The sequence below is a fragment of the Trinickia sp. genome (assembly GCF_036503415.1).
Lineage (GTDB): Bacteria > Pseudomonadota > Gammaproteobacteria > Burkholderiales > Burkholderiaceae > Trinickia.
The window spans coordinates 1-20,683 of sequence record NZ_DASXWY010000211.1; the positions used below are offsets into that span (position 1 = coordinate 1).

18 protein-coding genes are annotated in these 20,683 nt (G+C 64.4%); 5 read left to right on the top strand and 13 right to left on the bottom strand.

All coding sequences use genetic code 11. The annotated features are described in order from the left end of the window. Positions 1-58: 58 nt before the first annotated feature. Entirely contained in the window at positions 59-301 is a 243-nt protein-coding gene (locus VGL01_RS24335) for a formate dehydrogenase subunit delta (RefSeq protein ID WP_331574090.1), read from the top strand. A 42-nt stretch (positions 302-343) separates the two neighbouring features. Here the strand turns inward: VGL01_RS24335 and VGL01_RS24340 are convergent, their stop codons facing one another. After that, positions 344-2,065 (bottom strand): FAD-dependent monooxygenase, encoded by a 1,722-nt coding sequence (locus tag VGL01_RS24340; RefSeq protein ID WP_331573961.1) that lies wholly within the window; start codon positions 2,063-2,065, stop codon positions 344-346. Positions 2,066-2,195: 130 nt separating this feature from the next. Here VGL01_RS24340 and VGL01_RS24345 point away from each other — a divergent pair, with 130 nt between their 5' ends. Next, the gene (locus tag VGL01_RS24345; RefSeq protein WP_331573963.1) at positions 2,196-4,109 is read left to right on the top strand and encodes a tetratricopeptide repeat protein; all 1,914 of its coding nucleotides are present in this window, start codon (positions 2,196-2,198) and stop codon (positions 4,107-4,109) included. Between the two features lie 57 nt (positions 4,110-4,166). On the opposite strand, the gene pgsA is transcribed toward VGL01_RS24345, so the two are convergent. Both pgsA and uvrC read right to left on the bottom strand, forming a co-directional pair. Then, a complete protein-coding gene (gene pgsA, locus VGL01_RS24350; protein WP_331574092.1) occupies positions 4,167-4,757 on the bottom strand; it encodes a CDP-diacylglycerol--glycerol-3-phosphate 3-phosphatidyltransferase in 591 nt (196 codons plus the stop codon). A gap of 139 nt (positions 4,758-4,896) precedes the next feature. Continuing rightward, positions 4,897-6,921 carry an excinuclease ABC subunit UvrC gene (gene uvrC, locus VGL01_RS24355; protein ID WP_331573965.1) on the bottom strand — a complete coding sequence of 675 codons (2,025 nt, stop codon included), beginning with the start codon at positions 6,919-6,921 and terminating at the stop codon, positions 4,897-4,899. A gap of 113 nt (positions 6,922-7,034) precedes the next feature. On the opposite strand from uvrC, the gene earP reads away from it, so the two are divergent. From earP to VGL01_RS24370, 3 genes are all read left to right on the top strand, one after another. Beyond that, positions 7,035-8,231 carry an elongation factor P maturation arginine rhamnosyltransferase EarP gene (gene earP / locus VGL01_RS24360; RefSeq protein ID WP_331573967.1) on the top strand — a complete coding sequence of 399 codons (1,197 nt, stop codon included), beginning with the start codon at positions 7,035-7,037 and terminating at the stop codon, positions 8,229-8,231. Positions 8,232-8,332: 101 nt separating this feature from the next. After that, entirely contained in the window at positions 8,333-8,890 is a 558-nt protein-coding gene (gene efp, locus VGL01_RS24365) for an elongation factor P (protein WP_331573969.1), read from the top strand. Between the two features lie 323 nt (positions 8,891-9,213). Next, a complete protein-coding gene (locus VGL01_RS24370) occupies positions 9,214-10,590 on the top strand; it encodes a sigma-54 dependent transcriptional regulator (RefSeq protein ID WP_331573971.1) in 1,377 nt (458 codons plus the stop codon). 34 nt (positions 10,591-10,624) lie between these two features. Here the strand turns inward: VGL01_RS24370 and nagZ are convergent, their stop codons facing one another. The 10 genes from nagZ to VGL01_RS24420 all read right to left on the bottom strand — a co-directional run bounded on the left by nagZ (position 10,625) and on the right by VGL01_RS24420 (position 20,673). After that, on the bottom strand, positions 10,625-11,653 hold the full coding sequence (gene nagZ / locus VGL01_RS24375; protein ID WP_331573973.1) for a beta-N-acetylhexosaminidase: 1,029 nt from the start codon (positions 11,651-11,653) through the stop codon (positions 10,625-10,627). A gap of 50 nt (positions 11,654-11,703) precedes the next feature. After that, on the bottom strand, positions 11,704-12,111 hold the full coding sequence (gene acpS / locus VGL01_RS24380; protein ID WP_331573975.1) for a holo-ACP synthase: 408 nt from the start codon (positions 12,109-12,111) through the stop codon (positions 11,704-11,706). Positions 12,112-12,149: 38 nt separating this feature from the next. Continuing rightward, positions 12,150-12,914, bottom strand: coding sequence for a pyridoxine 5'-phosphate synthase (gene pdxJ / locus VGL01_RS24385; protein ID WP_331573977.1), 765 nt, complete (start codon positions 12,912-12,914; stop codon positions 12,150-12,152). After that, positions 12,911-13,816: a DNA repair protein RecO gene (recO, locus tag VGL01_RS24390; protein WP_331573979.1), complete on the bottom strand. Its 906-nt coding sequence runs from the start codon at positions 13,814-13,816 to the stop codon at positions 12,911-12,913. The genes pdxJ and recO overlap by 4 nt, the downstream gene beginning before the upstream one ends. Further along, positions 13,803-14,702 carry a GTPase Era gene (gene era / locus VGL01_RS24395; protein WP_331573981.1) on the bottom strand — a complete coding sequence of 300 codons (900 nt, stop codon included), beginning with the start codon at positions 14,700-14,702 and terminating at the stop codon, positions 13,803-13,805. The genes recO and era overlap by 14 nt, the downstream gene beginning before the upstream one ends. 65 nt (positions 14,703-14,767) lie before the next feature. Beyond that, positions 14,768-15,844: a ribonuclease III gene (rnc, locus tag VGL01_RS24400; RefSeq protein WP_331573983.1), complete on the bottom strand. Its 1,077-nt coding sequence runs from the start codon at positions 15,842-15,844 to the stop codon at positions 14,768-14,770. A 169-nt stretch (positions 15,845-16,013) separates the two neighbouring features. After that, positions 16,014-16,907: a signal peptidase I gene (lepB, locus tag VGL01_RS24405; protein ID WP_331573985.1), complete on the bottom strand. Its 894-nt coding sequence runs from the start codon at positions 16,905-16,907 to the stop codon at positions 16,014-16,016. 18 nt (positions 16,908-16,925) lie between these two features. Next, the gene (lepA, locus tag VGL01_RS24410; RefSeq protein ID WP_331573987.1) at positions 16,926-18,719 is read right to left on the bottom strand and encodes a translation elongation factor 4; all 1,794 of its coding nucleotides are present in this window, start codon (positions 18,717-18,719) and stop codon (positions 16,926-16,928) included. 167 nt (positions 18,720-18,886) lie between these two features. Further along, positions 18,887-19,147 carry a glutaredoxin family protein gene (locus VGL01_RS24415; protein ID WP_331573989.1) on the bottom strand — a complete coding sequence of 87 codons (261 nt, stop codon included), beginning with the start codon at positions 19,145-19,147 and terminating at the stop codon, positions 18,887-18,889. Continuing rightward, complete coding sequence (locus VGL01_RS24420; protein ID WP_331573991.1) at positions 19,144-20,673, bottom strand: DegQ family serine endoprotease; 1,530 nt, start codon at positions 20,671-20,673, stop codon at positions 19,144-19,146. Before VGL01_RS24420 ends, VGL01_RS24415 begins: the two co-directional genes overlap by 4 nt. Between the last annotated feature and the right edge of the window lie 10 nt (positions 20,674-20,683).

The following is a 20,683-nucleotide window of genomic DNA, read 5'->3' on the forward strand; positions in this document are numbered from 1 at the left end:
CGCGAGCGCGGCGCGGCCCATGCGGGCACGGGCAAATGAGCACAGTGAGAGACCGACGATGAACGAGCAGCACCTGATCGAGATGGCCAACCGCATCGGCGAGTTCTTCGAGTCGATGCCCGATCGCGACGAGGCCCTCGCTGGCATCTCGGAGCATATCCGGCGCTTCTGGGAGCCGCGCATGCGGCGGGCGATTCTGGCGACACTCGACGATGCTCAAGCGAGCGCCGCGATGCTGCCGATCGTCAAAGACGCGCTGGTCCGGACACGCGAGAAGCTCACGCCGGCCGAAGCCGCTTGACGTTTTCCCCCGGGGAATCGCTCCCCGGGGAAACAGCAATCATCAACCGTTTTCGCGCCTCGCCGCGAACCAGCTCTCGCAATGCCTTGCCAGTGCACTGGCATCGGTTGCCGGACGGCCGCGCGCACAAATGTAGCCGTCGGGCCGCAGCAGATAGAACGCCGGGCGAGTCCTTCCGTAAGCCTCCATCAGCGGCGTGCCGCTTCCGCTTTGCGCATCGGTCACATGCCAAATGCGCACATTCCCCGCCAATACACGCTCGACGAGCGAGGCAAGCTTCTCGATGCTCGGATCGGGCGGGGTGGACCTCGCGGCAAGCGCGTCGGTGGCATCGAACCCCCTCGGATTGTCGCCGGGCGCGCCCACCAGTAAAAAGAGCGAAAAGTAGGCTGGGTCGTGCAGATCGAAAATGCAGCCGGTGCCCGGGGCCCGGCCGAGCGGGCCATCGATCACATGCACGAGTGCATCCGGCGCGCGCTCGCCGGCACGTGGGCCTCCATCGAGCACGCGCTCGAGCGTGAGCGCGCTGCGCCGGTACTGGATCGAGAGCTCGCTCACCATCAGGCGCGCCGCATCGCGCAGCGGCCCGAATGCCGCGAGGATCGGCATCGCCCGTTCGCGCAACAGCTTCAGCGCCCCCCGTTCGGCCTCGGCCAACTGAGTAATGAAGTTCGTCTGCCGCAGCACGTCGCGCTCGATGGGGTGACGCTCCGCCTGATAGGTATCGAGCAGATGCTCCGCGGCGTGCCCTTTGAGCACGCGCGCCAGTTTCCAGCCCAGGTTGAATGCTTCCTGGATGCCGGTGTTCATGCCTTGTGCGCCGGCCGGACTATGCACGTGCGCCGCGTCGCCCACGAGGAAAGTACGCTGCACGCGCAATCGCTCGACCATCCTGCTGTTCAATCGAAAGTACGACGACCATTCAAGCCCCGACAACTCGAGCGGACGATGGATGCGGCGCCCGGCAGTCTCGCGAAAAAGCGCGAGCGGTGGATCGCCGGGCGGATCGTCACCGTCGCGCGAACTCGCCTCGGCGTGCTCCCGTGGCTTTGCCTTTCCATCGGCGACCGGCTCCGGATGATCGGCGATGAACCGGTGGCGGCCGCCGCCCATCGGGAACAGGGCCGCCAAGCCTTCTCCCGATGCGAATAGATGGAACTCGTCGTCGGGCAAATCCCAATCGGCATGCAGGTCTGCCAACATGAACGTCTGTTCGAACGTCTTACCGGCAAAGCTGAGTCCGAGCAAGCTGCGCACCGTGCTATGAGCGCCGTCGGCCGCGACGATGAATGGGACGTGCACCGTCTCGCGCCGGCTGTCGGCATCAACGAGTTCGGCCTCGGCGCGCGCGGCCCCCTGCGTCAGGCCGACCAGTTCGGTACCGCGTTCCACCGTCACGCCGAAAGTGGCGAGATGCTCGGTCAGGATGCGCTCCGTCACCGTCTGATCGAGGCACATCAAGTAGGGATAGCGCGTGTGCAACGGGTCGAAATCGAGCCGCGCGAGCCGATGACCGTTCGAATACAGGTTGGCGGCTCGCAACCGGTGACCGGCCGCGAGAAACGGCTCGACGACGCGATGCTGCTCCAGGAGTTCGAGCGTGCGGGCTTGTATGCCGATCGCACGCGAGTGCGCCGCCGGTTGCGGCGCTCGATCGATGATGCGCACGGCGACCTGCGCACGTGCGAGGCTCATCGCGGCGGCAAGCCCGGTTGGGCCCGCGCCGACGATCAGCACGGGCTGCTCGTTTGCGGCGGCGGCCATGCGTTTTCCTCCGGCGAACCACGACTCGCCTAGTGTACGCTGGCCGCCCGCTGGCCGGCGCGGCGAACGCGCTTTTCGCGTGGCACGGCGAGTGTGGGAAAATGCCGCGTTCACCGCTTTTCCTGCCGTCATGGATTCTCTTTTCGCTCGCGCTTACGCGGCCCATCGTGACGGAAGGCTCGCCGACGCCGAGCGCGATTATCGCGCGGCGCTCGCCGCCGACCCCACGCACGCCGACGCCCTGCATCTGCTCGGGGTACTGCGCCATCAGCAAGGACGACACGCCGAAGCTGCCGATCTCGTCGGCCGCGCGGTACGGCTGCGTCCGGACGACGCCGGTCTGCAGCTCAATCTCGGCAATGCGCTGAAGGCGCTCGGCCAACTGGACGGCGCCATCGAGCGGTTTCGAAACGCGCTGACGCTTGCACCGGAGTTCCCGCTCGCGCATTACAACCTCGGCAACGCCTATGCAGCGGCGGGCCGGCACGCGGACGCCGTCGATGCATTCGAGCGCTCGCTGCTTCTTACGCCCGACGACGCGCCGACCTGGAACAATCTCGGCAACGCGCTGCACGCGGTCGGACGGCACGACGACGCGATCGAGGCGTTCAAGCAGGCGCTGGCCCTGCGCCCCGATCACGCAGGCGCTCATAACAACCTCGGCATGGCCTATGCGGCACTCGGCCGAGCCGATGACGCCATCGTCCATTTCCGCCGGGCCCTGGCGCTCGAGCCGCGCTTCATCGCCGCACACTTCAATCTGGGTAACACCCTCGACGCGACAGGCCAGCACGAGCAAGCCGTCGTGGCATTCGAGGCGGCACTGGCGCTGCACGCGCCATTTGCACCGGCACTCCTCGGGCTCGGCAATGCGCTCGCCGCGCTGGGCCGTCATGCGCACGCGATCTCCGCACTCGAGCGCGCGGTCGGGCTCGATCCGCGCATGAGCCTCGCCTGGCTCAGTCTCGGCAACGCGCACCACGCGCTTTGCGCGCACGATGCAGCGTTGCGCGCCTACGATCAGGCATTGCGGCTGCGTCCGGAACTCGCTTCGGCCCGGCTCAACCGGGCGCTGACGCTGCTTGCGCTCGGCGACTTCGCACGGGGCTTGCCCGAATACGAAGCCCGGCTGGAACTCGCGGCGACCGCCGACGCGGCGTCGGGCCGCGCGGTGCAACGTGCCCTGCCCCGCTGGCATGGCGAGCCGATCGAAACGCGGACGCTGCTCGTCGAAACCGAACAGGGCTTCGGCGATACGCTTCAATTCATGCGCTTCGTGCCGCTCGCGCGCGAACGCGCGGGGCGTGTCGTATTTGCCGTGCAGCCCGAGCTGCTGCCGCTCGTCGAGCCGCTCGGGCCGCTTTGGCGGGTCAAGATCGTCGCACGCGACGAAGCTCATCAAGTCGAAGCCGATCTGCAGTGCCCTCTACTGAGCCTGCCGCTTGCGCTCGGCACGAGGCGCGACACACTGCCCGCCCAACGCCGCTACGTCGAAGTACCCGGGGCTTACCGGCGCCGCTGGCGAGGCTCGCTGGGCGGTCACGCGCGTTTCAAGGTGGGGATTGCATGGGCCGGCCGCATTCAGGCCCATGAGACGCGCACGATGCCGGTCGACGCACTCGCGCCGCTTTTCGCGCTTGCGGGCATAGACTGGATCGTTCTGCAGCCGGCTATCGGCGAACTCGATGCGCAATCGCTGGCCATACACGCCAAGCGCGCGTCGATTCATCGTTACGAAGGCCGGATTCGCGACTTCGCCGATACGGCCGCCATCGTCGAAAGGCTCGATGCCGTGGTTTCGATCGATACGTCGATCGCCCACCTTGCCGGCGCCCTGGGCAAACCGCTTTTGCTGATGCTGCCGTTCGCCGCCGATTGGCGATGGTTCACTGCCGAGCCCCGCACGCCGGCGCAAGGCAACATGGCTGGGGAGCCCACTCCGTGGTATCCGAGCGCACGCCTGATTCGCCAACCGACGCCCGGTGCATGGCTGGAGGTGACGCAAGCCGCCGCGCGGCTTTTGCGGGGCGAACTCGGTCTTTGACGAGGCTGGATCCGTCGGAAACGTTTCGACGAACGACGAGAGCCTTGCGCCTTATGCCTACAGAATGCCGCCGCGCTCGCGAATTTGAGGCCAGGCAAGCTTCATGTAATACAGCATCGACCAGATCGTCAGGACGGCAGCGAGATAAATGAGCCAGACGCCCCACACGTGTGTCGCGATGACCCACCCGCCGATGCGCAGCGGCGCCCCGAAGAGCAGCATCGGAATCGCAACCATCTGGCAGGCTGTCTTGAACTTGCCGAGCTGATTGACCGCCACGCTTTTCGATGCTCCGATTTGCGCCATCCATTCGCGCAGGGCTGAGATCGCGATTTCGCGCCCCACGATCACGAGCGCGATCGCCGCTTCGATTCGGCCGAGCTGTACCAGGATCAGGAGCGCGGCCGTCACCATCAGCTTGTCGGCCACGGGATCGAGAAACGCACCGAACGCCGAAGTCTGATTCCATTTGCGGGCGAGATAGCCGTCGAACCAGTCGGTCAGCGCGGCGAGCACGAAGATGACGCACGCCGCCGCGTTGCGATGCGGCTCGCTCATCCACGCGTCCGGCACATAGAACACGCCAACGACGAGCGGAATCAGCACGATCCGCAGCCACGTCAGGAAAATCGGAAAATTGAACGGCATGAGCGAATGGCCGGCGGCCCCGCGAAGTTGACGGAACAAGGAGACGCCATTGTGCCGTGTCGACGGACCCGCCACAAGCCAAGCCGCAGCCAAGCCGCGGCGGTAGGCGGACTCGGCCGCCGATGCCCTTCGCGCCCCTTCAGTGCAGTTGCCTGTAGATCTGCTCGGCCAACGCGAGCGAAATACCTTCGACGCTTGCCAGATCCTCGACACTTGCCGCCACCACGCCGCGCAGCCCGCCAAATCGCGCCAAAAGCCGCTGCCGGCGTTTGGCGCCGATGCCCTCGAGCTCTTCCAGCCGCGAGGTCTGACGCGCCTTGGCACGCTTGGCGCGCATGCCGGTAATCGCAAAGCGATGCGCCTCGTCGCGAATCTGGGCGACCAGCATGAGCGCAGCGCTCTCCTTGCCGAGCTCCAGCGGTGCGCGGCCGTCGGCGAACACGAGGGTCTCGAGTCCCACCTTGCGCCCTTCTCCTTTCGCCACGCCGACGAGAATCGAGCGGTCGATCCCCAGCTCCGCGAAGACCTGGCGCGCGACCTCGACTTGCCCTTTGCCGCCATCGATCAGCACGATATTCGGCAGCGTGCCGCCGGCCGCGGTCGGTTCGGCCGCATCGGCGGCGAGCCCCGGATCGGCTGCCGCCTCGGGCTGCAGCTCGGCTGCGCGATCGTCCGCGTTGCCCGCGGCCGACTCGACCATCTTCTCGTAGCGGCGCGTCAACACCTGGCGCATGGCCGCGTAATCGTCCCCGGGCGTGATTCCGGTGATGTTGTAGCGCCGGTACTCGCTCGACTGCATCTTGTGATCGCGGTACACGACGCACGATGCCTGTGTGGCCTCGCCCATCGTATGGCTGATGTCGAAGCATTCGATACGCAGATGCGCGAGATCGTCGCATTCGAGACCGAGCGTTTCGGCGAGTGTGCGTGTACGCGCTTGCTGCGAGCCCTGCTCCGACAGCAGCCGCGTGAGCGCAAGACGTGCATTGTTCTCGGCCATTCCGAGCCAGACGCGTTTTTGGCCTTGCGGTTGACGCACGAGCGTGACCTTGTGGCCCGCCTGCTCGCTCAGGAGCTCGACGAGTTCGCGGCTCGCCGGAGCGTGGCTGACGACGAGCACCGGCGGTACCCGATTGCCGAGATAATGCTGCGCGATGAACGCTTCGAGGACCTCGGCTTCGATGCCCGCCGCGACGCCGGGTTCGGGCATGTCGTCGGCGTCGAGCGGCGCGGGCGCATCGAGCGCAGCCTCCAACGCCGCCTCCTCGACGCCGGGCGGGGTGTCGACATGCGCCGGGAAATAGGCCTTGTCGCCGAGGTGCCGCCCGCCGCGGACCATTGCCAGATTGACGCAGACGCGTCCGCCTTGCGCGACGACGGCGAGGATGTCCACATCGCTGTCGCTGCCGACTTCGATCGCCTGCTGATGCAGGACCGTCGACAGCGAACTCATCTGGTTGCGCACGGCCGCGGCCTGCTCGAACTTCAGCTCCGCCGCGAAGGCATGCATCTTGGCCTCGAGTTCTTTCATCACCTCGTTTTGGCGACCGAGCAAAAAGCGCGATGCGTTTTCGACGTCGCGCGCATAGTCCTCCTCGTTGATAGCACCGACGCACGGCGCGGTGCAGCGCGCGATCTGATGCAGCAGGCAAGGCCGCGTGCGGTTGTTGAACACCGAGTCCTCGCACGTGCGCAACTGAAACACGCGCTGCAGGATCTGGATGCTTTCGCGCACCGCCCACGCGCTCGGAAACGGCCCGAAATACTGATTCTTCTTGTCGACGGCTCCGCGGTAATACGCCATGCGCGGAAACTTGTGCCCCGTCAGCTTGAGATAGGGATAGGACTTGTCGTCGCGAAACAGGATGTTGTAACGCGGCGCCAGCGCCTTGATCAGATTGTTCTCGAGCAGCAGCGCTTCGGCTTCGGAGCGCGTCACCGTTGTTTCGATGCGTGCGATGCGCGTGACCATCATCGCGATGCGCGGCGAGAGCTGCGTCTTGGTGAAGTAGCTCGAGACGCGCTTTTTGAGGTCGCGCGCCTTGCCCACGTAAAGCACTGCACCGAGCTTGTCGTAGTACCGGTAGACGCCGGGCATATGCGGCAATTGCGCGAGGATGCGCTTGGGCTCGAAGGCGGGTTCGGGGGCGTGCGGTTCGGTCATGCGGATGTCGGACGGAAAGCGCCGCGCCTGGCTGCGAGCCGGCACGGCGTGCTTTAGAATCGCCAGTTTAGAACATTTGCGCCGGCTCCCGCGCCCGCGCGGCGCGCTGCATCATGTCCGATCCGTCCCATCCGAGCGCCTCGGCGCCAGCGAGCGCAGCGTCGTCCGTGCTCGCCTGCGACATCTTTTGCGCCGTCATCGATAACTTCGGAGATGTCGGCGTCTGCTGGCGTCTGGCCCGCCAGCTCGCCGGCGAACATGGCTGGCAGGTGCGCTTGATCGTGGACGATCTTCCTACTTTCGCGCGGCTCGAGCCGGCCGTCGATGTCGCCGCATCGAGACAGACAGTGGCCGGCATCGAGATCGAGCAATGGCATGACGTTCATGCCGGCGAAACGCTGCAAGTCGCCGATGTCGTCATCGAGGCGTTCGCATGCGAATTGCCGGCGCCCTATCTCGCCGCAATGGCACGACGCGAGCGCGTGCCGGTCTGGCTCAATCTCGAGTACCTGAGCGCCGAGGACTGGGTGGCCGGCGTCCACTTGAAGCCCTCACCGCATCCACGCCATGCGCTCGTGAAGACGTTTTTCTTCCCCGGTCTCGGGCAGGGCACGGGCGGTGTCATCAAGGAGCGCGATCTCGACGCGGCGCGCGCACGCTTCCTTTCGTCCAGCGAAGCGCGCCAGACGTGGTGGCAGCGCATGACGCTCGGGCCGCCCCCCGGCCCCGAGGCAACGGTCATCTCGCTGTTCGCGTACGAAAACCCGGCCGCGCAAGCACTGCTCGCGCAATGGCGCGACGCGCCGGGCCCCGTGATATTGCTCGTGCCGGAAGGACGCATCTCCGGTGCGGTCGCGCGCTTTTTCGATCTTGCTTCGTTCAAGGCCCCCGCACTGGCGGAGCGTGGCAACCTGCGCGCGCATGCGCTGCCGTTCGTGCCCCAGGCTGCCTTCGACGAGATGCTCTGGGCAAGCGACCTGAATTTCGTGCGCGGAGAAGACTCTTTCGTGCGCGCGCAATGGGCGCGGCGGCCGTTCGTCTGGCACATCTACCCGCAAGCCGACGCCGCCCATCTGCCGAAGCTCGATGCCGCGCTCGCCCACTATGCGGCCCCGCTGCCCGCCCCGGCTCGCGCGGCGATGGATCGCTTCTGGCACGCCTGGAACGGGGCCGGCACGCCCGACTGGGCGGACTTCTGGTCCCACCGGGAGGCCTTTTATGCGCGCGCCGCCAGTTGGGCCGATGAGCTCGCGACGCTCGGCGATCTCGCATCAAACCTAGCGCAGTTTGCAAAAAGCCAGTTAAAATAAGCGGTTATCTCCAACGGCGGTCTGGCGTTTTCAAGCGATGTCTTCAAGCGATCGATGCCGTTGAGCAACAGGAAACCTCATTCGCAAGGACAGTGTTTTTTATGAAGATCGCACAAGAACTCCGCACGGGCAACGTCGTGATGATCGGCAGCGATGCCATGGTCGTCCAGAAAGCCGAATACAACAAATCGGGCCGCAATGCCGCCGTCGTCAAGATGAAGTTCAAGAACCTGCTGACCGGCGCGGGCATGGAAACGGTCTACAAGGCGGACGACAAGTTCGACGTCGTCGTGCTCGACCGCAAGGAAGTGACCTACTCGTACTTTGCCGACCCGATGTACGTGTTCATGGACGCCGACTACAACCAGTACGAAGTCGAAAAAGAGATGATGGGCGATGCGCTCAACTATCTCCAGGAAGGCATGGTCTGCGAAGTCGTGTTCTACAACGAAAAGGCGATCTCCGTCGAACTGCCGACCACGGTCGTGCGCGAAATCATCTACACGGAACCGGCTGTGAAGGGCGATACGTCGTCGGGCAAGGTCCTCAAGACGGCCAAGATCAATACCGGCTTCGAGCTGCAAGTCCCGCTCTTTTGCAACATCGGCGACAAAATCGAAATCGACACGCGCACGCACGAATATCGCAGCCGCGCGTAAGCAGTTTGAAAGAAAAGTAAGGGCAAGCACCCTGCCGAACCGGGCGCCCCATCGGGGCGCTTTTTTTTTCGTATGAGTGGTGTATGGTTGAGAAAACTTTACCGGTCGTTTTTTCCGTCCCTGGCCCGACAAACCCGCAGCGATGCCTGGCGTTTTTTGCTAGCCCGCTGTTTTGAAAGCAAAAACTTTTATGGCGTGAAACCTGCTTGTCGCAATGATTGCCGCTTCGGCTCACGTTTTCGCCCGCCGGCCAAGCCCCGGCCCACTCCCGGCCCGGTCCGCCGGGCGAGCCGCTCCCTTGAATTGATTGATTGCCGCCCGCAATGCCACATGCTCTGATTGTCGAAGACGATCCCAACAGCCTGTCCGGCCTGTCCGCGATCGTCGCAGCAGACGGATTTTCCGTCGACACCGCCGTCTCGCTCGCCGAAGCGCGGGCCGCGTTGAGCCGCTTCATTCCCGATGTCGTGCTCATCGATCTGAACCTGCCCGACGGCAGCGGCCTCGATCTCCTTTCGCACCTGCCCGCCCAGCCGGATGGCGTACTGCCGGTGATCGTGATGACCGGCAATGCGACGGTCGAAAGCGCGATCGAAGGGCTGCGCCACGGCATTTGGGATTACCTGCTCAAGCCCGTCAACATCCCGCGCCTGCGCAGCCTGCTTGCACGCATTCCGCGGCCCTACGAGCTCACCGAGGAAGTCCAGGCATTGCGTGCGAAGTTGCGCCGGCTCGGCCGCTTCGGTCCGATGATAGGACGTAGCAATGCGATTCAGCACGTCTACGATTCGATCGAGCGCCTCGCACCCACCGAAAGCGCGGTACTGATTGCCGGCGAAGCCGGAGCCGGAAAGGAAGTGGCGGCCCGCACGCTGCACGAGATGAGCCGGCGTCGCAAGGGTCCGTTCGTGGTCTTCGATTGCCGCGGCTTCGCGCGCGACACCGACAACGATCGGCCGCTCGATAGCATCCTGCTCGGCCAGGAGCCCGGTATCGGCGCAGAGCGCCGCGAGCCGGGGCTGTTCGAGCAGGCGGCCGGCGGGACGCTGTTTCTGGACGAGATCGCCGAGCTGCCGCTCGCGCAGCAAGAAACGCTCGTTCGTGCGCTGGATTCGCAAACCTATACGCGTGTCGGCGGCGCGAATCCGATCAGTCTCGATTGCCGGATCGTCGCGACGATGCGCAAACCGCCTCGCGAAGCGGTCAACGCAGGCGTCTTGCGAGAGGACCTTTGGCTGCGACTCGATGCGGCTTCCGTGGCGCTGCCGCCGTTGCGTGAGCGCGACGACGATGCGGTGCTACTGGCGGAAGCCCTCGTCGACGATCTCAACCGCGAAATCAACGCAAGCGGGCTCGCCACCGTCAACAAGCGCATCGGGCCGAACCTCATGCGTGAATGTCTCAGTTACGACTGGCCGGGGAATGTGCGCGAGCTCCATGAGCGCGTGCGGCGCGCCTACAACGTCTCGGACGATATCGTCGACACACTGCGCGCCGACGAGGCCGCCACGATCGGCGGCCGGCGTTTGAACGGCGGCAGCGTTCAGGTGACGGTCGGCACGCCGCTTTCGGATGTCGAGGATTTGCTGATTCGCGCGACACTCGATGCGGTCGGCGGCACGCGCCACCGCGCGGCGACACTGCTCGGCATCAGCCCGAAGACGCTCTACAACAAGCTGCAGCGCATGAAGATGGCTTGAACCGAGCATCAGGCCGCGGCCCGCCGGGGTCGCGTCAGCCCAACGTGCTGCGCAGCAGCCTTTGCGCGGCCTGATAGTCGGCGCGCGCGACGAGCTTGCCCCATCGGGGCGGCTTGCCGCGCCCGCGCAATTGACCGATCCTGCGCCCCGATTCCTTCGACGGCGCATACCTGAGCTCCTCGAGCACCGTCTCGGCTGCTTGCGGCTGGTTGCAGATGAGCACCATGTCGCAGCCCGCTGCCAGCGCCGCCGCGGCCGCTTGCGTCAACGTACCGCCCGCGCGCGCGGCCTCCATCGACAGATCGTCGCTGAAAATGGCACCGGTGAAGCCCAGCTTGCCGCGCAAGATTTCTTCGAGCCAGATGCGCGAGAAGCCGGCCGGCTTGTCATCCACTTGCGTATAAATCACGTGTGCCGGGATGACCGAACCGAGCGCGAGATCGAGCCAGCCATAGGGTGCCGCGTCGTCACGCAGGATCGTATCGAGCGGACGATCGTCGCTCGGCAACGCCACGTGCGAATCGGCCGTCGCGAACCCATGCCCGGGGAAGTGCTTGCCGCAGTTGCTCATGCCCGCCAGCGCGAGGCCGTGGCTCAGACTCTTGGCGAGCAAGGTTACGACGCGCGGATCGCGGTGAAACGCGCGGTCGCCGATCACCTGCGAATGACCGTAGTCGAGATCGAGCACAGGCGTGAAGCTGAGGTCCACGCCGCAAGCGCGCAATTCGGACGCCAGGATATAGCCCGTCGCGGTCGCGACCTTCGTCGCCAGTAGCACGTCCTTGTCCCAGAGTTCGCCCAGCCGGCGCATGGGCGGCAGCACCGTAAAACCATCGGTGCGAAAGCGCTGCACGCGCCCGCCTTCATGATCGACCGCGATGATGAGCTCCTCGCGCACGGCGTGGATGGCGTCGGTCAGCGCCTTCAGTTGCGCGCGGTCCTCGAAGTGGCGGGCAAACAGGATGACGCCGCCCGTCATCGGGTGCGAGAGACGTCGTACATCGTTTTCGTTGAGTACCGTGCTCTCGACATCGAGCATGACAGGCCCGGGAATCCGCTTCATCGATTGAGATCCGTTGCGAAAAAATAAGGAGAGGACAGCGTGCGGTGCGTTCAGTCCGCCGGGGCACCCGTTTCGGCGACGACGAAGGAAACGGCATAGTCGCGTTCATCGCTGAGGGTCACGCTCGCGCTGATACCGCGCTCGGCGAGCCACGCGGCGAGCTCTCCCGACGCGACGACGAACGGCTTGCCGCTCGCCTCGTTCAGTGTTTGCAACGCGCGCCAGGTCATCGGCCAGTGCATGCCGAGCCCGATTGCCTTGGAAAAAGCCTCTTTCGCCGAAAAACGCGTCGCCAGATAAGCCAGCCCCCGAGCTTCCGAGCGAGCGCGCCTGGCATGATAGACACGCAATTCGTCCGGGCCCAATACTTTTTCCGCGAAGCGCCCATTCGTGCGCATCATCACCGCCGCGACGCGGCTTACCTGGATGAGATCCGTGCCGATGCCGTAGATCGCCATGCGTTTTTTTCGTCCTTGCAGCTTGCCCCGAAGGCCAATCAGTGCGTGGCCGCGAGCCGCGCGGCTACCATGATGGCTTTCATCTCGCGCACAGCGTTTTCCCATCCCGTGAACACGGCGCGCGCGACGATCGCATGCCCGATGTTGAGCTCGACGATGCCCTCGATCGCCGCGATCTGCTGAACGTTCGTGTAGTGCAGTCCGTGGCCGGCGTTGACCTTCAGACCGAGCGACGCGCCAAGCGCAACGCAGCGCACGATCCGCTCGTACTCCGCGCGTTGCTCGCGCTCGTCATGCGCATCGGCATAGCGCCCCGTGTGCAGCTCGATGACGGGCGCGCCGGCATCGTGAGCGGCGCGAATCTGCGCTTCGTCCGCATCGATGAAAAGCGACACGCGCGCACCCGCATCGGCCAGTTGGCGGCAGGCCGAACGCACGGCTTCCAGATGGCCGGCGACATCGAGCCCGCCCTCGGTCGTGAGCTCGGCACGCTTTTCGGGCACGAGACAGACATCGTGCGGGCGGACGTCGCACGCGATGTCGAGCATCTCCTGTGTCACGGCACACTCGAGGTTCATCCGCGTAGTGAGCTGCGAATGCAATGCACGGACGTCGGCGTCGCGGATGTGGCGGCGATCCTCGCGCAGATGCAGCGTGATCGCGTCCGCACCGGCATGCTCGGCCAGCAGCGCAGCCTCGATCGGATCGGGATAGGACGTGCCGCGCACGTTGCGCAGCGTGGCAACGTGATCGATGTTGACACCGAGATCGATCACGTGGGGTGACGTAAGAAAAAAGCTCATAGATTCTGGAGGTCGATCAGGATCTGGCGCGTCGCAAGCGGTGCGCCGCCAAGATAGGTGTTGAGCAAAAAGCGCATGAGCGTCTTGCTTTGCGCGACAGTCTGCACGCGATGGTAATCGTCGTTTTCCATATCGAGCAACGTCTGTCCTGCAACGACGGGCCAGTGGGCAGGCATATCGGGCGACGCTTCGCACACGCCGCGTTCGGGATCGAAGACATAGCGGCCCGCGGCGTCGACCGCACGGCGCGCGGTCGTGCGATCGAGGGCCATCGCATAGCCGGTTTCGCGCAGCAGGACCCGCTCGAACGAACGGAGCACCTGCACAGCCGGCTCATCGTGCGCAAGCCGGGTGAGCGTGACCACGTAGTGATGGAAAAGCTGGGGATGCGAGTCTTCGCGCGCGCAGAACTTGACGAGCAATTCGTTGACGTAAAAGCCGCACAACAGTGCGTCGCCGGAAAGCGGCAGCATGCCGCCCACCCATTCGGCGCCCGTCAGCGTACGCATTTCGGATTTGCCCGACCACGACATGGAAAGCGGCTGGAACGTCTGAAGCACGCCGCGCAATGCCGAATGTGGACGCTTCGCGCCCTTCGCCACGAGCGCGAGCCGGCCATGATCGCGCGAAAACACATCGATGACGAGACTCGTTTCGCGATAGGGATAGCTGTGCAGGACGAATGCCGGCTGCTCCGCGATGCGGTATTCGGACGCACGCGCGGATGTACGGGTGTTAGCGCGGGCCTCCCCGTGCGCCTGGCTGCCCTGACGCCGGGCGCGCCGGCGCGGCGGGGCGTTGGTCGGTGCGCTGCCGCCCTCGGGTTCACCGTGGCCAGATTGTCCGTCCGCGTCACCCGGCCCGAGGGCCGATTCGCTCACGCACGTGTCATTCGTACCCATAGGCACGCAGCCCGGCTTCGTTATCGGCCCACCCGCTCTTCACCTTGATGAAAGTCTCGAGGTAGACGGGCCCGTCGAACAGTTTTTCCATGTCCAGGCGCGCCTCGGTGCTGATCTGCTTGAGCTTCGCGCCCTTCTGACCGATGATCATCGCCTTGTGCGAATCGCGGTCGACGAGAATCGTCGCGAACACGCGACGCAGACGGCCCTCGGTCTCGAATTTTTCGATGAGCACCGTGCTCGTGTAAGGCAGTTCGTCCCCCGTCCAGCGAAACACCTTTTCGCGCAGAATCTCCGCGGCCAGGAAGCGCTCGCTGCGATCGGTCAGATCGTCCTCGCCATAGATCGGCTCGCCTTGCGGCAGATACGGCTTGATCGTCGCGAGCAATCGCGTGATGTCGTCAGTATGCTTGGCCGAGAGCGGAACGATCTCTTTGAAATCGCGCAATGCGCCCATTTTCTGAAAAAACGGGAACAGCGTTTTCTTGTCGCCCACACGGTCCAGCTTGTTGGCGATCAGCAGCGTCGGCACCGACGGCGGAATCAAATCGAGTACCCGCTGGTCGTCGGGACCGAAGCGCCCGGCTTCGATGACGAACAGGATCGCATCGACCGAAGTGAGCGTCGACGTCACGGCACGGTTCAGCGAACGGTTCAGCGCACCGCTGTGCTGGGTCTGGAACCCCGGCGTATCGACAAAGATGTACTGAGCATCGTCAAACGTATGGATACCCGTGATGCGATGGCGCGTCGTTTGCGCCTTGCGCGACGTGATGCTGATCTTCTGGCCGACGAGTGCGTTCATCAGCGTCGATTTGCCGACGTTCGGACGGCCGACGATCGCGATCATGCCGCAGCGAAAACCGGTGGAGAGGGGGTCGTTCATGTGGCTGGCTGCCGGTTCGGATAGGGGTGCGTCGTTCGCTCGGGGCGACGAACGCACGGTTTCGCTCATGGATGATCGGGTTCGGCCGCGTGCGGCCGGGCACCGCCGGCGATGTCGGAGACGAGTTCCGTATCGCCACCGGCGGCCGCGTCCGGCGCGACGTTCGAAGCGTCCGCCTTGGCCGCCACCTCCGCCGGCTTGGCCGGCGCCTCGCCTTGTCCGCGCGAAGCGGGCTTGTGCTCGACGTGTGCCGCGCGGATCATCGCCGGCGGCACGGCTGGCGCGCGCTCGGCCGATTCGGCGTCCGCCGTGGCGGCCCTGGCTTCGCCGCGCGCCGCTTTGTCCTTTCGCTCGGGCGCTCGCAGATCGAGCGCAGCCTGCACGCCCTTCACGCCCGGCACGACCTCGGGCTCACCCTGCTTGGCCGTACGCGCGCCGCGCGAGCGCTTCGTCTTCACGCCCATGGCCGGCATCAGAGCCAGCACTTCGTCGAGCGCCTTTTTCGCCGCGGCCTGCTCGGCCGCACGCCGGCTTGCACCGGACCCCGAGACCTTCACCTCGAGCTTCGGCACCGTGCATTCGACTTCGAACTGCTGGTTGTGGGCGGCACCGTGGGTAGCCACGACGGTGTATGTCGGCAGCGCGATCTTGTGGCCTTGCAGGTACTCCTGCAGCAGCGTCTTCGAATCCTTGCCGAGCGTGCGCGGGTCGATGTGATCGAGAATCGGCACGTACAGACGCTTGATGACCGTCTGGGCGGCCTCGAAACCGCCGTCCAGGAAGATGGCACCGAGAATTGCCTCGAACGCGTCCGCAAGGATGGAAGGGCGCCTGAAACCGCCGCTTCTCAGTTCTCCCTCGCCAAGCCGGAGGCTGTCCGCGATATTAAGGGCCTGAGCAATCTCGTATAGCGACTGCTGTTTGACGAGGTTGGCTCGCACGCGGGAAAGATCGCCTTCGTCCAATTTGCCGAATCGCTGAAACAATAGTGCGGCCACCGCGCAATTTAGAACGGAATCGCCCAAAAATTCGAGCCGTTCGTTGTGCGAGGCACTGTGACTGCGATGAGTTAACGCCTGGCGCAATAATTCCGCATTGCGAAATTCGTAGCGCAACCGGCTTTCCAGCGGAGATAGCGGCATGTGCAGAGTATAACGCGCACGTCAGCCCGGTCGATTGGGCGTGGTTGGTGCGCGCAAAGCGTAACGCGAGTGGCGTCGAAAACGATCCGACGCCACGATTGAATGCGAGGCGCGGTGTCGAGCGAGAGTGAGAACGAAACGGCGGGGCCGGCGATGCCCGGCCTCGTAATCACTCGAACGAGCCGATGCGTTTCAGATTGCTGAAGTTCATCCAGATGAAGAACGCACGGCCCACGATGTTGGCATCGGGCACGAAACCCCAATAGCGGCTGTCGGCGCTGTTATCGCGGTTGTCCCCCATCATGAAGTAATGTCCGGGCGGCACCTTGCAGATGACGCCGCGGCTGTTGTAGGTGCAGTTGTCGCGATACGGGAAGTCCTCGGCGCCGATGACGAAAGGCGGCACCGCCGGATTGTTCAGAATCGCGTTCTTGCGCGAGCCGAACGACTCTTCGAACCGCTTGGCGTAACCGATGCGCTCTTCATCGAAATAATCGGGCAGCGGCGTCTCGGGCACCGGCTGGCCGTTGATCGTGAGTTTCTTGTCCTGGTAGGCGACAACGTCGCCGGGCAGGCCGATCGCGCGCTTGATGTAGTCGACCGACTCGTCCTTCGGATAGCGGAACACGACGACATCGCCGCGTGCGAGCGGCCGCCCCGCCGTGATCTTCGTATTGACGATCGGCAACCGCAGACCGTACTCGTATTTATTGACGAGGATGAAATCGCCGACGAGCAGCGTCGGCACCATCGAACCCGATGGAATCTTGAACGGCTCGACGACGAACGAGCGCACGAGGAACACGACGAGGATCACCGGGAAAAAGCTTGCCGTGTATTCGAGCCCCCAGGGCTGGCGCAGCTTTTCTTCGCGCAGCCGCGCACGGGTCTGCGGAGCGTTTTCGTCGGCGAAGCGCTCGCCGACGCGGGCTTGCTGGCGATCGAACTCGGCTACCGCGGCATCGGCCGCGCGCCGCCGCTGCGGCAGAAAGATCAGTTTGTCGGCAACCCAGGCCACGCCAGTCAAAATGACCAGCACAAAAAGAATCAGTGCAAAATTCATGAAAGTCGGGATCCTTTGTTATTTGTCTTCCACGCGCAAGATTGCGAGAAAAGCCTCCTGCGGGATCTCGACCGACCCGACCTGCTTCATTCGCTTCTTGCCTTCTTTTTGCTTTTCGAGGAGCTTCTTCTTGCGCGTGATGTCGCCGCCGTAACACTTCGCGAGCACGTTCTTGCGCAATGCCTTGATATTTTCGCGCGCAACGATATGCGCGCCAATGGCCGCCTGAATGGCCACATCGTACATTTGACGCGGAATGATCTCGCGCATCTTGGCCGCCACTTCGCGCCCGCGATACTGCGACTGCGAGCGGTGCACGATCACCGAAAGCGCATCGACCTTGTCGCCGTTGATCAGCATGTCGACCTTGACGACATCGGACGCGCGATACTCCTTGAATTCGTAATCCATCGACGCGTAGCCGCGCGAGACGGATTTCAGGCGATCGAAGAAGTCGAGCACGATCTCGGCCATCGGAATTTCGTAGGTGAGCTGCACCTGCCGGCCGTGATACTGCATGTTGATCTGCGAGCCGCGCTTTTGCGTGCACAACGTGATGACCGAGCCGACATAGTCCTGCGGCATATAGAGGTTCACAGTGACGATGGGCTCGCGAATCTCTTCGACTTTCGACGGGTCGGGCATCTTCGCGGGATTTTCGACCATCATCGTCGTACCGTCGCGCTGCACGACTTCATAGACGACCGTCGGGGCGGTCGTGATGAGATCCATGTCGAATTCGCGCTCGAGCCGCTCCTGCACGATCTCCATATGGAGCAGGCCGAGAAAGCCGCAGCGAAAACCGAAGCCGAGCGCTTGCGAAACCTCGGGCTCGTATTGCAACGATGCGTCGTTGAGCTTGAGCTTTTCGAGCGATTCGCGCAGCGCGTCGTACTGATTCGCTTCGACGGGGTAAAGCCCGGCGAAGACCTGTGGCTTGACTTCCTTGAACCCAGGCAGCGGCGCAGGGGCCGGCTTCGCCGCGAGCGTGACCGTATCGCCGACCTTCGCGGCCGTCAGTTCCTTGATCCCCGCGATGATGAAACCGACCTGCCCGGCCGAAAGCGATTCGAGGTTCTTCGACTTGGGCGTGAACACACCGATGTGTTCGACCGGAAATTGCGCATCGGTCGCCATCAGCTTGATCTTGTCCTTCGGGCGCAACGTGCCGTTGACGATGCGCACGAGCATGACGACGCCGACATAGTTGTCGAACCATGAATCGATGATGAGGGCTTGCAACGGCGCGGACGGGTCGCCCTTCGGGGCCGGCACTTTCGCGATGAGGGCCTCGAGCACGTCTTCGACGCCGAGCCCCGTCTTGGCACTGCACCGCACCGCATCGGTCGCATCGATGCCGATCACGTCCTCGATTTCGGCAATCGCGTTCTCGGGGTTGGCCGCCGGCAAGTCGATCTTGTTGAGCACGGGCACGACTTCGACGCCGAGTTCGATCGCCGTGTAGCAATTCGCGACGGTCTGGGCCTCGACGCCCTGGCTCGCGTCGACGACGAGCAGTGCGCCCTCGCAAGCGGACAGCGAGCGGCTCACCTCGTAGGAAAAGTCGACGTGGCCCGGCGTGTCGATCAGATTCAGGTTATAGACCTTGCCGTCGCGCGCGCGATAGCTGAGCGCCGCGGTCTGAGCCTTGATGGTGATGCCGCGCTCGCGTTCGAGGTCCATCGAATCGAGCACTTGCGATTCCATTTCACGGTCGGACAAGCCGCCGCAGATTTGGATGATGCGATCGGCGAGCGTCGACTTGCCATGGTCGATGTGCGCAATGATCGAGAAATTACGAATATGATCCATTCAGTGCCGATCAAGCAAAAAAGGCGCGCTCGGACAACCGCGGAGCACGCCTCGTAAGTACGTGAAAAACCGGGCTATTTTAGCTGAAATGGCCGTCCGACGGGGGATTTCGGCGACAAGCATGGCACAAACGCTGCTGGGCGCGCGTGCCGTGCCCGCGCCGATGCTCATCGTGGAGTACGCGTTGCGGCGAGCGCCGTGCGCACCCGTGCCGCATCGAGCCGGTGATGGCAAAGCTCGACGCCGTCATGCACGAGCACCGGCACCAGTACGTCATAGCGCGCTTCGAGTCCGGGATCGCTGTCGATATCAATCACGTCGACCTGCGCGCCGAACTCGGCGGCAAGCGGTGCAAGGGCCGCGAGCATGTCGTCGCACAGATGACACCAGGCCCGTCCATACAGCGTCAGCCGCGGGCCGCCCGTCACTTCTGAGCCGGCGCCGCGCGAGGGCGCATCGGCACGAACTGTGTGTTGTCCCCGCGCCGCACGAGCACCGCTACCGTCTTTTGCGGATCGAGATGCGCCACGGCCTGATCGAAATCTTTCGCCGTCGCGATGTCCGTATCGCCGATGCGCAAGATGATGTCGCCTTTTTGCAGTCCGACGCGCGCGGCCGGGCCTTCGACGCTCTGCACTTCCACGCCGCCGTTATGCAGCTTGAGCGCCTTTTGCTGATCGGCCGGCAGGTCGGCCACCGTGACGCCAAGCAGGTTGCGCGGCCGCGCTTTCGGCGGCGGCGCGCGACGCTCCGTGGTTTTGACCGTTTTATCGGTGGGCGTCTCGGCGACCACGACAGGCAGCTCGGTCGTGTGGCCCTTGCGCCAGATCGTGACCGTCGACTTGGTGCCGGGCTTCGTATCGCCGACCATGCGCGGCAGGTCGGTTTCCGCCTCGACGGGTACGCCGTTGAACTTGAGGATGATGTCGCCGGGCTGGATGCCCGCCTTGTCCGCCGGCCCGCCCGGCTCGACGCTGCTCACCAGCGCGCCGCCCGCCTTCGGCAGCCCGAGCGAATCGGCGACATCCTTCGTGACCTGGCCGATGGCCACCGCGATACGTCCGCGCACCACCTTGCCCGTTGTCTTGAGCTGTTCCGCCACACGCATCGCTTCGTCGATCGGAATCGCGAACGAGATGCCCATGAAGCCGCCGGTTCGGCTATAGATCTGCGAATTGATACCGATCACCTGCCCCTGCATGTCGATGAGCGGGCCACCCGAGTTGCCGGGATTGACCGCAACGTCGGTCTGGATGAACGGCAGGTAGTCGCCCGTGTCGCGTCCCTTTGCGCTGACGATGCCGGCCGTCACCGTGTTGTCGAGGCCGAACGGCGAGCCGATCGCGACGACCCACTCCCCGACGCGGACCTTGTTCGAATCCCCGATCGTCACCGTCGGCAGATTCGCGGCGCTGATTTTCACGACGGCCACGTCCGTCCGATCGTCGGCGCCGATCAGCTTGGCCTTGAACTCGCGCTTGTCCGTCAGCGTGACATAGATGGTGTCCGCGTCGTCCACGACGTGCGCGTTCGTCATCACGTAGCCGTCGGCCGACAGAATGAACCCCGAACCCACGCCCGCGCTTTGTTCGGAATCGCCGTTGTCGGAGCCGTCCTGGCCACCGCCGTTGTCGCCCCGGTCGCCCCGGTCGCGCGGTGCGTTGGGTGCGTTCGGCGTATTGGGCGTATTGGGCAACGGAATGCCGAAGAAGCGCCGGAAGAACTCGGACATGTCGCCTTCGTCGGCGCCGGGGGGCAGCGCCCGCTGAGTCGGCGAACTCGACACGCGCGCGGTCGTGCGGATATTGACGACGGCCGGCCCGACCTTGTCGACGAGATCCGTGAAATCGGGCAGATTGGCCGCCGGCGAGGCCGCTGCCGCAGGCGAAATGAGCGGCAGGCACGCGAGCATCGCCGCGGCCGCGAGAAAGTTGCGCACCGAATGAATCGTCATAAAGGGATCG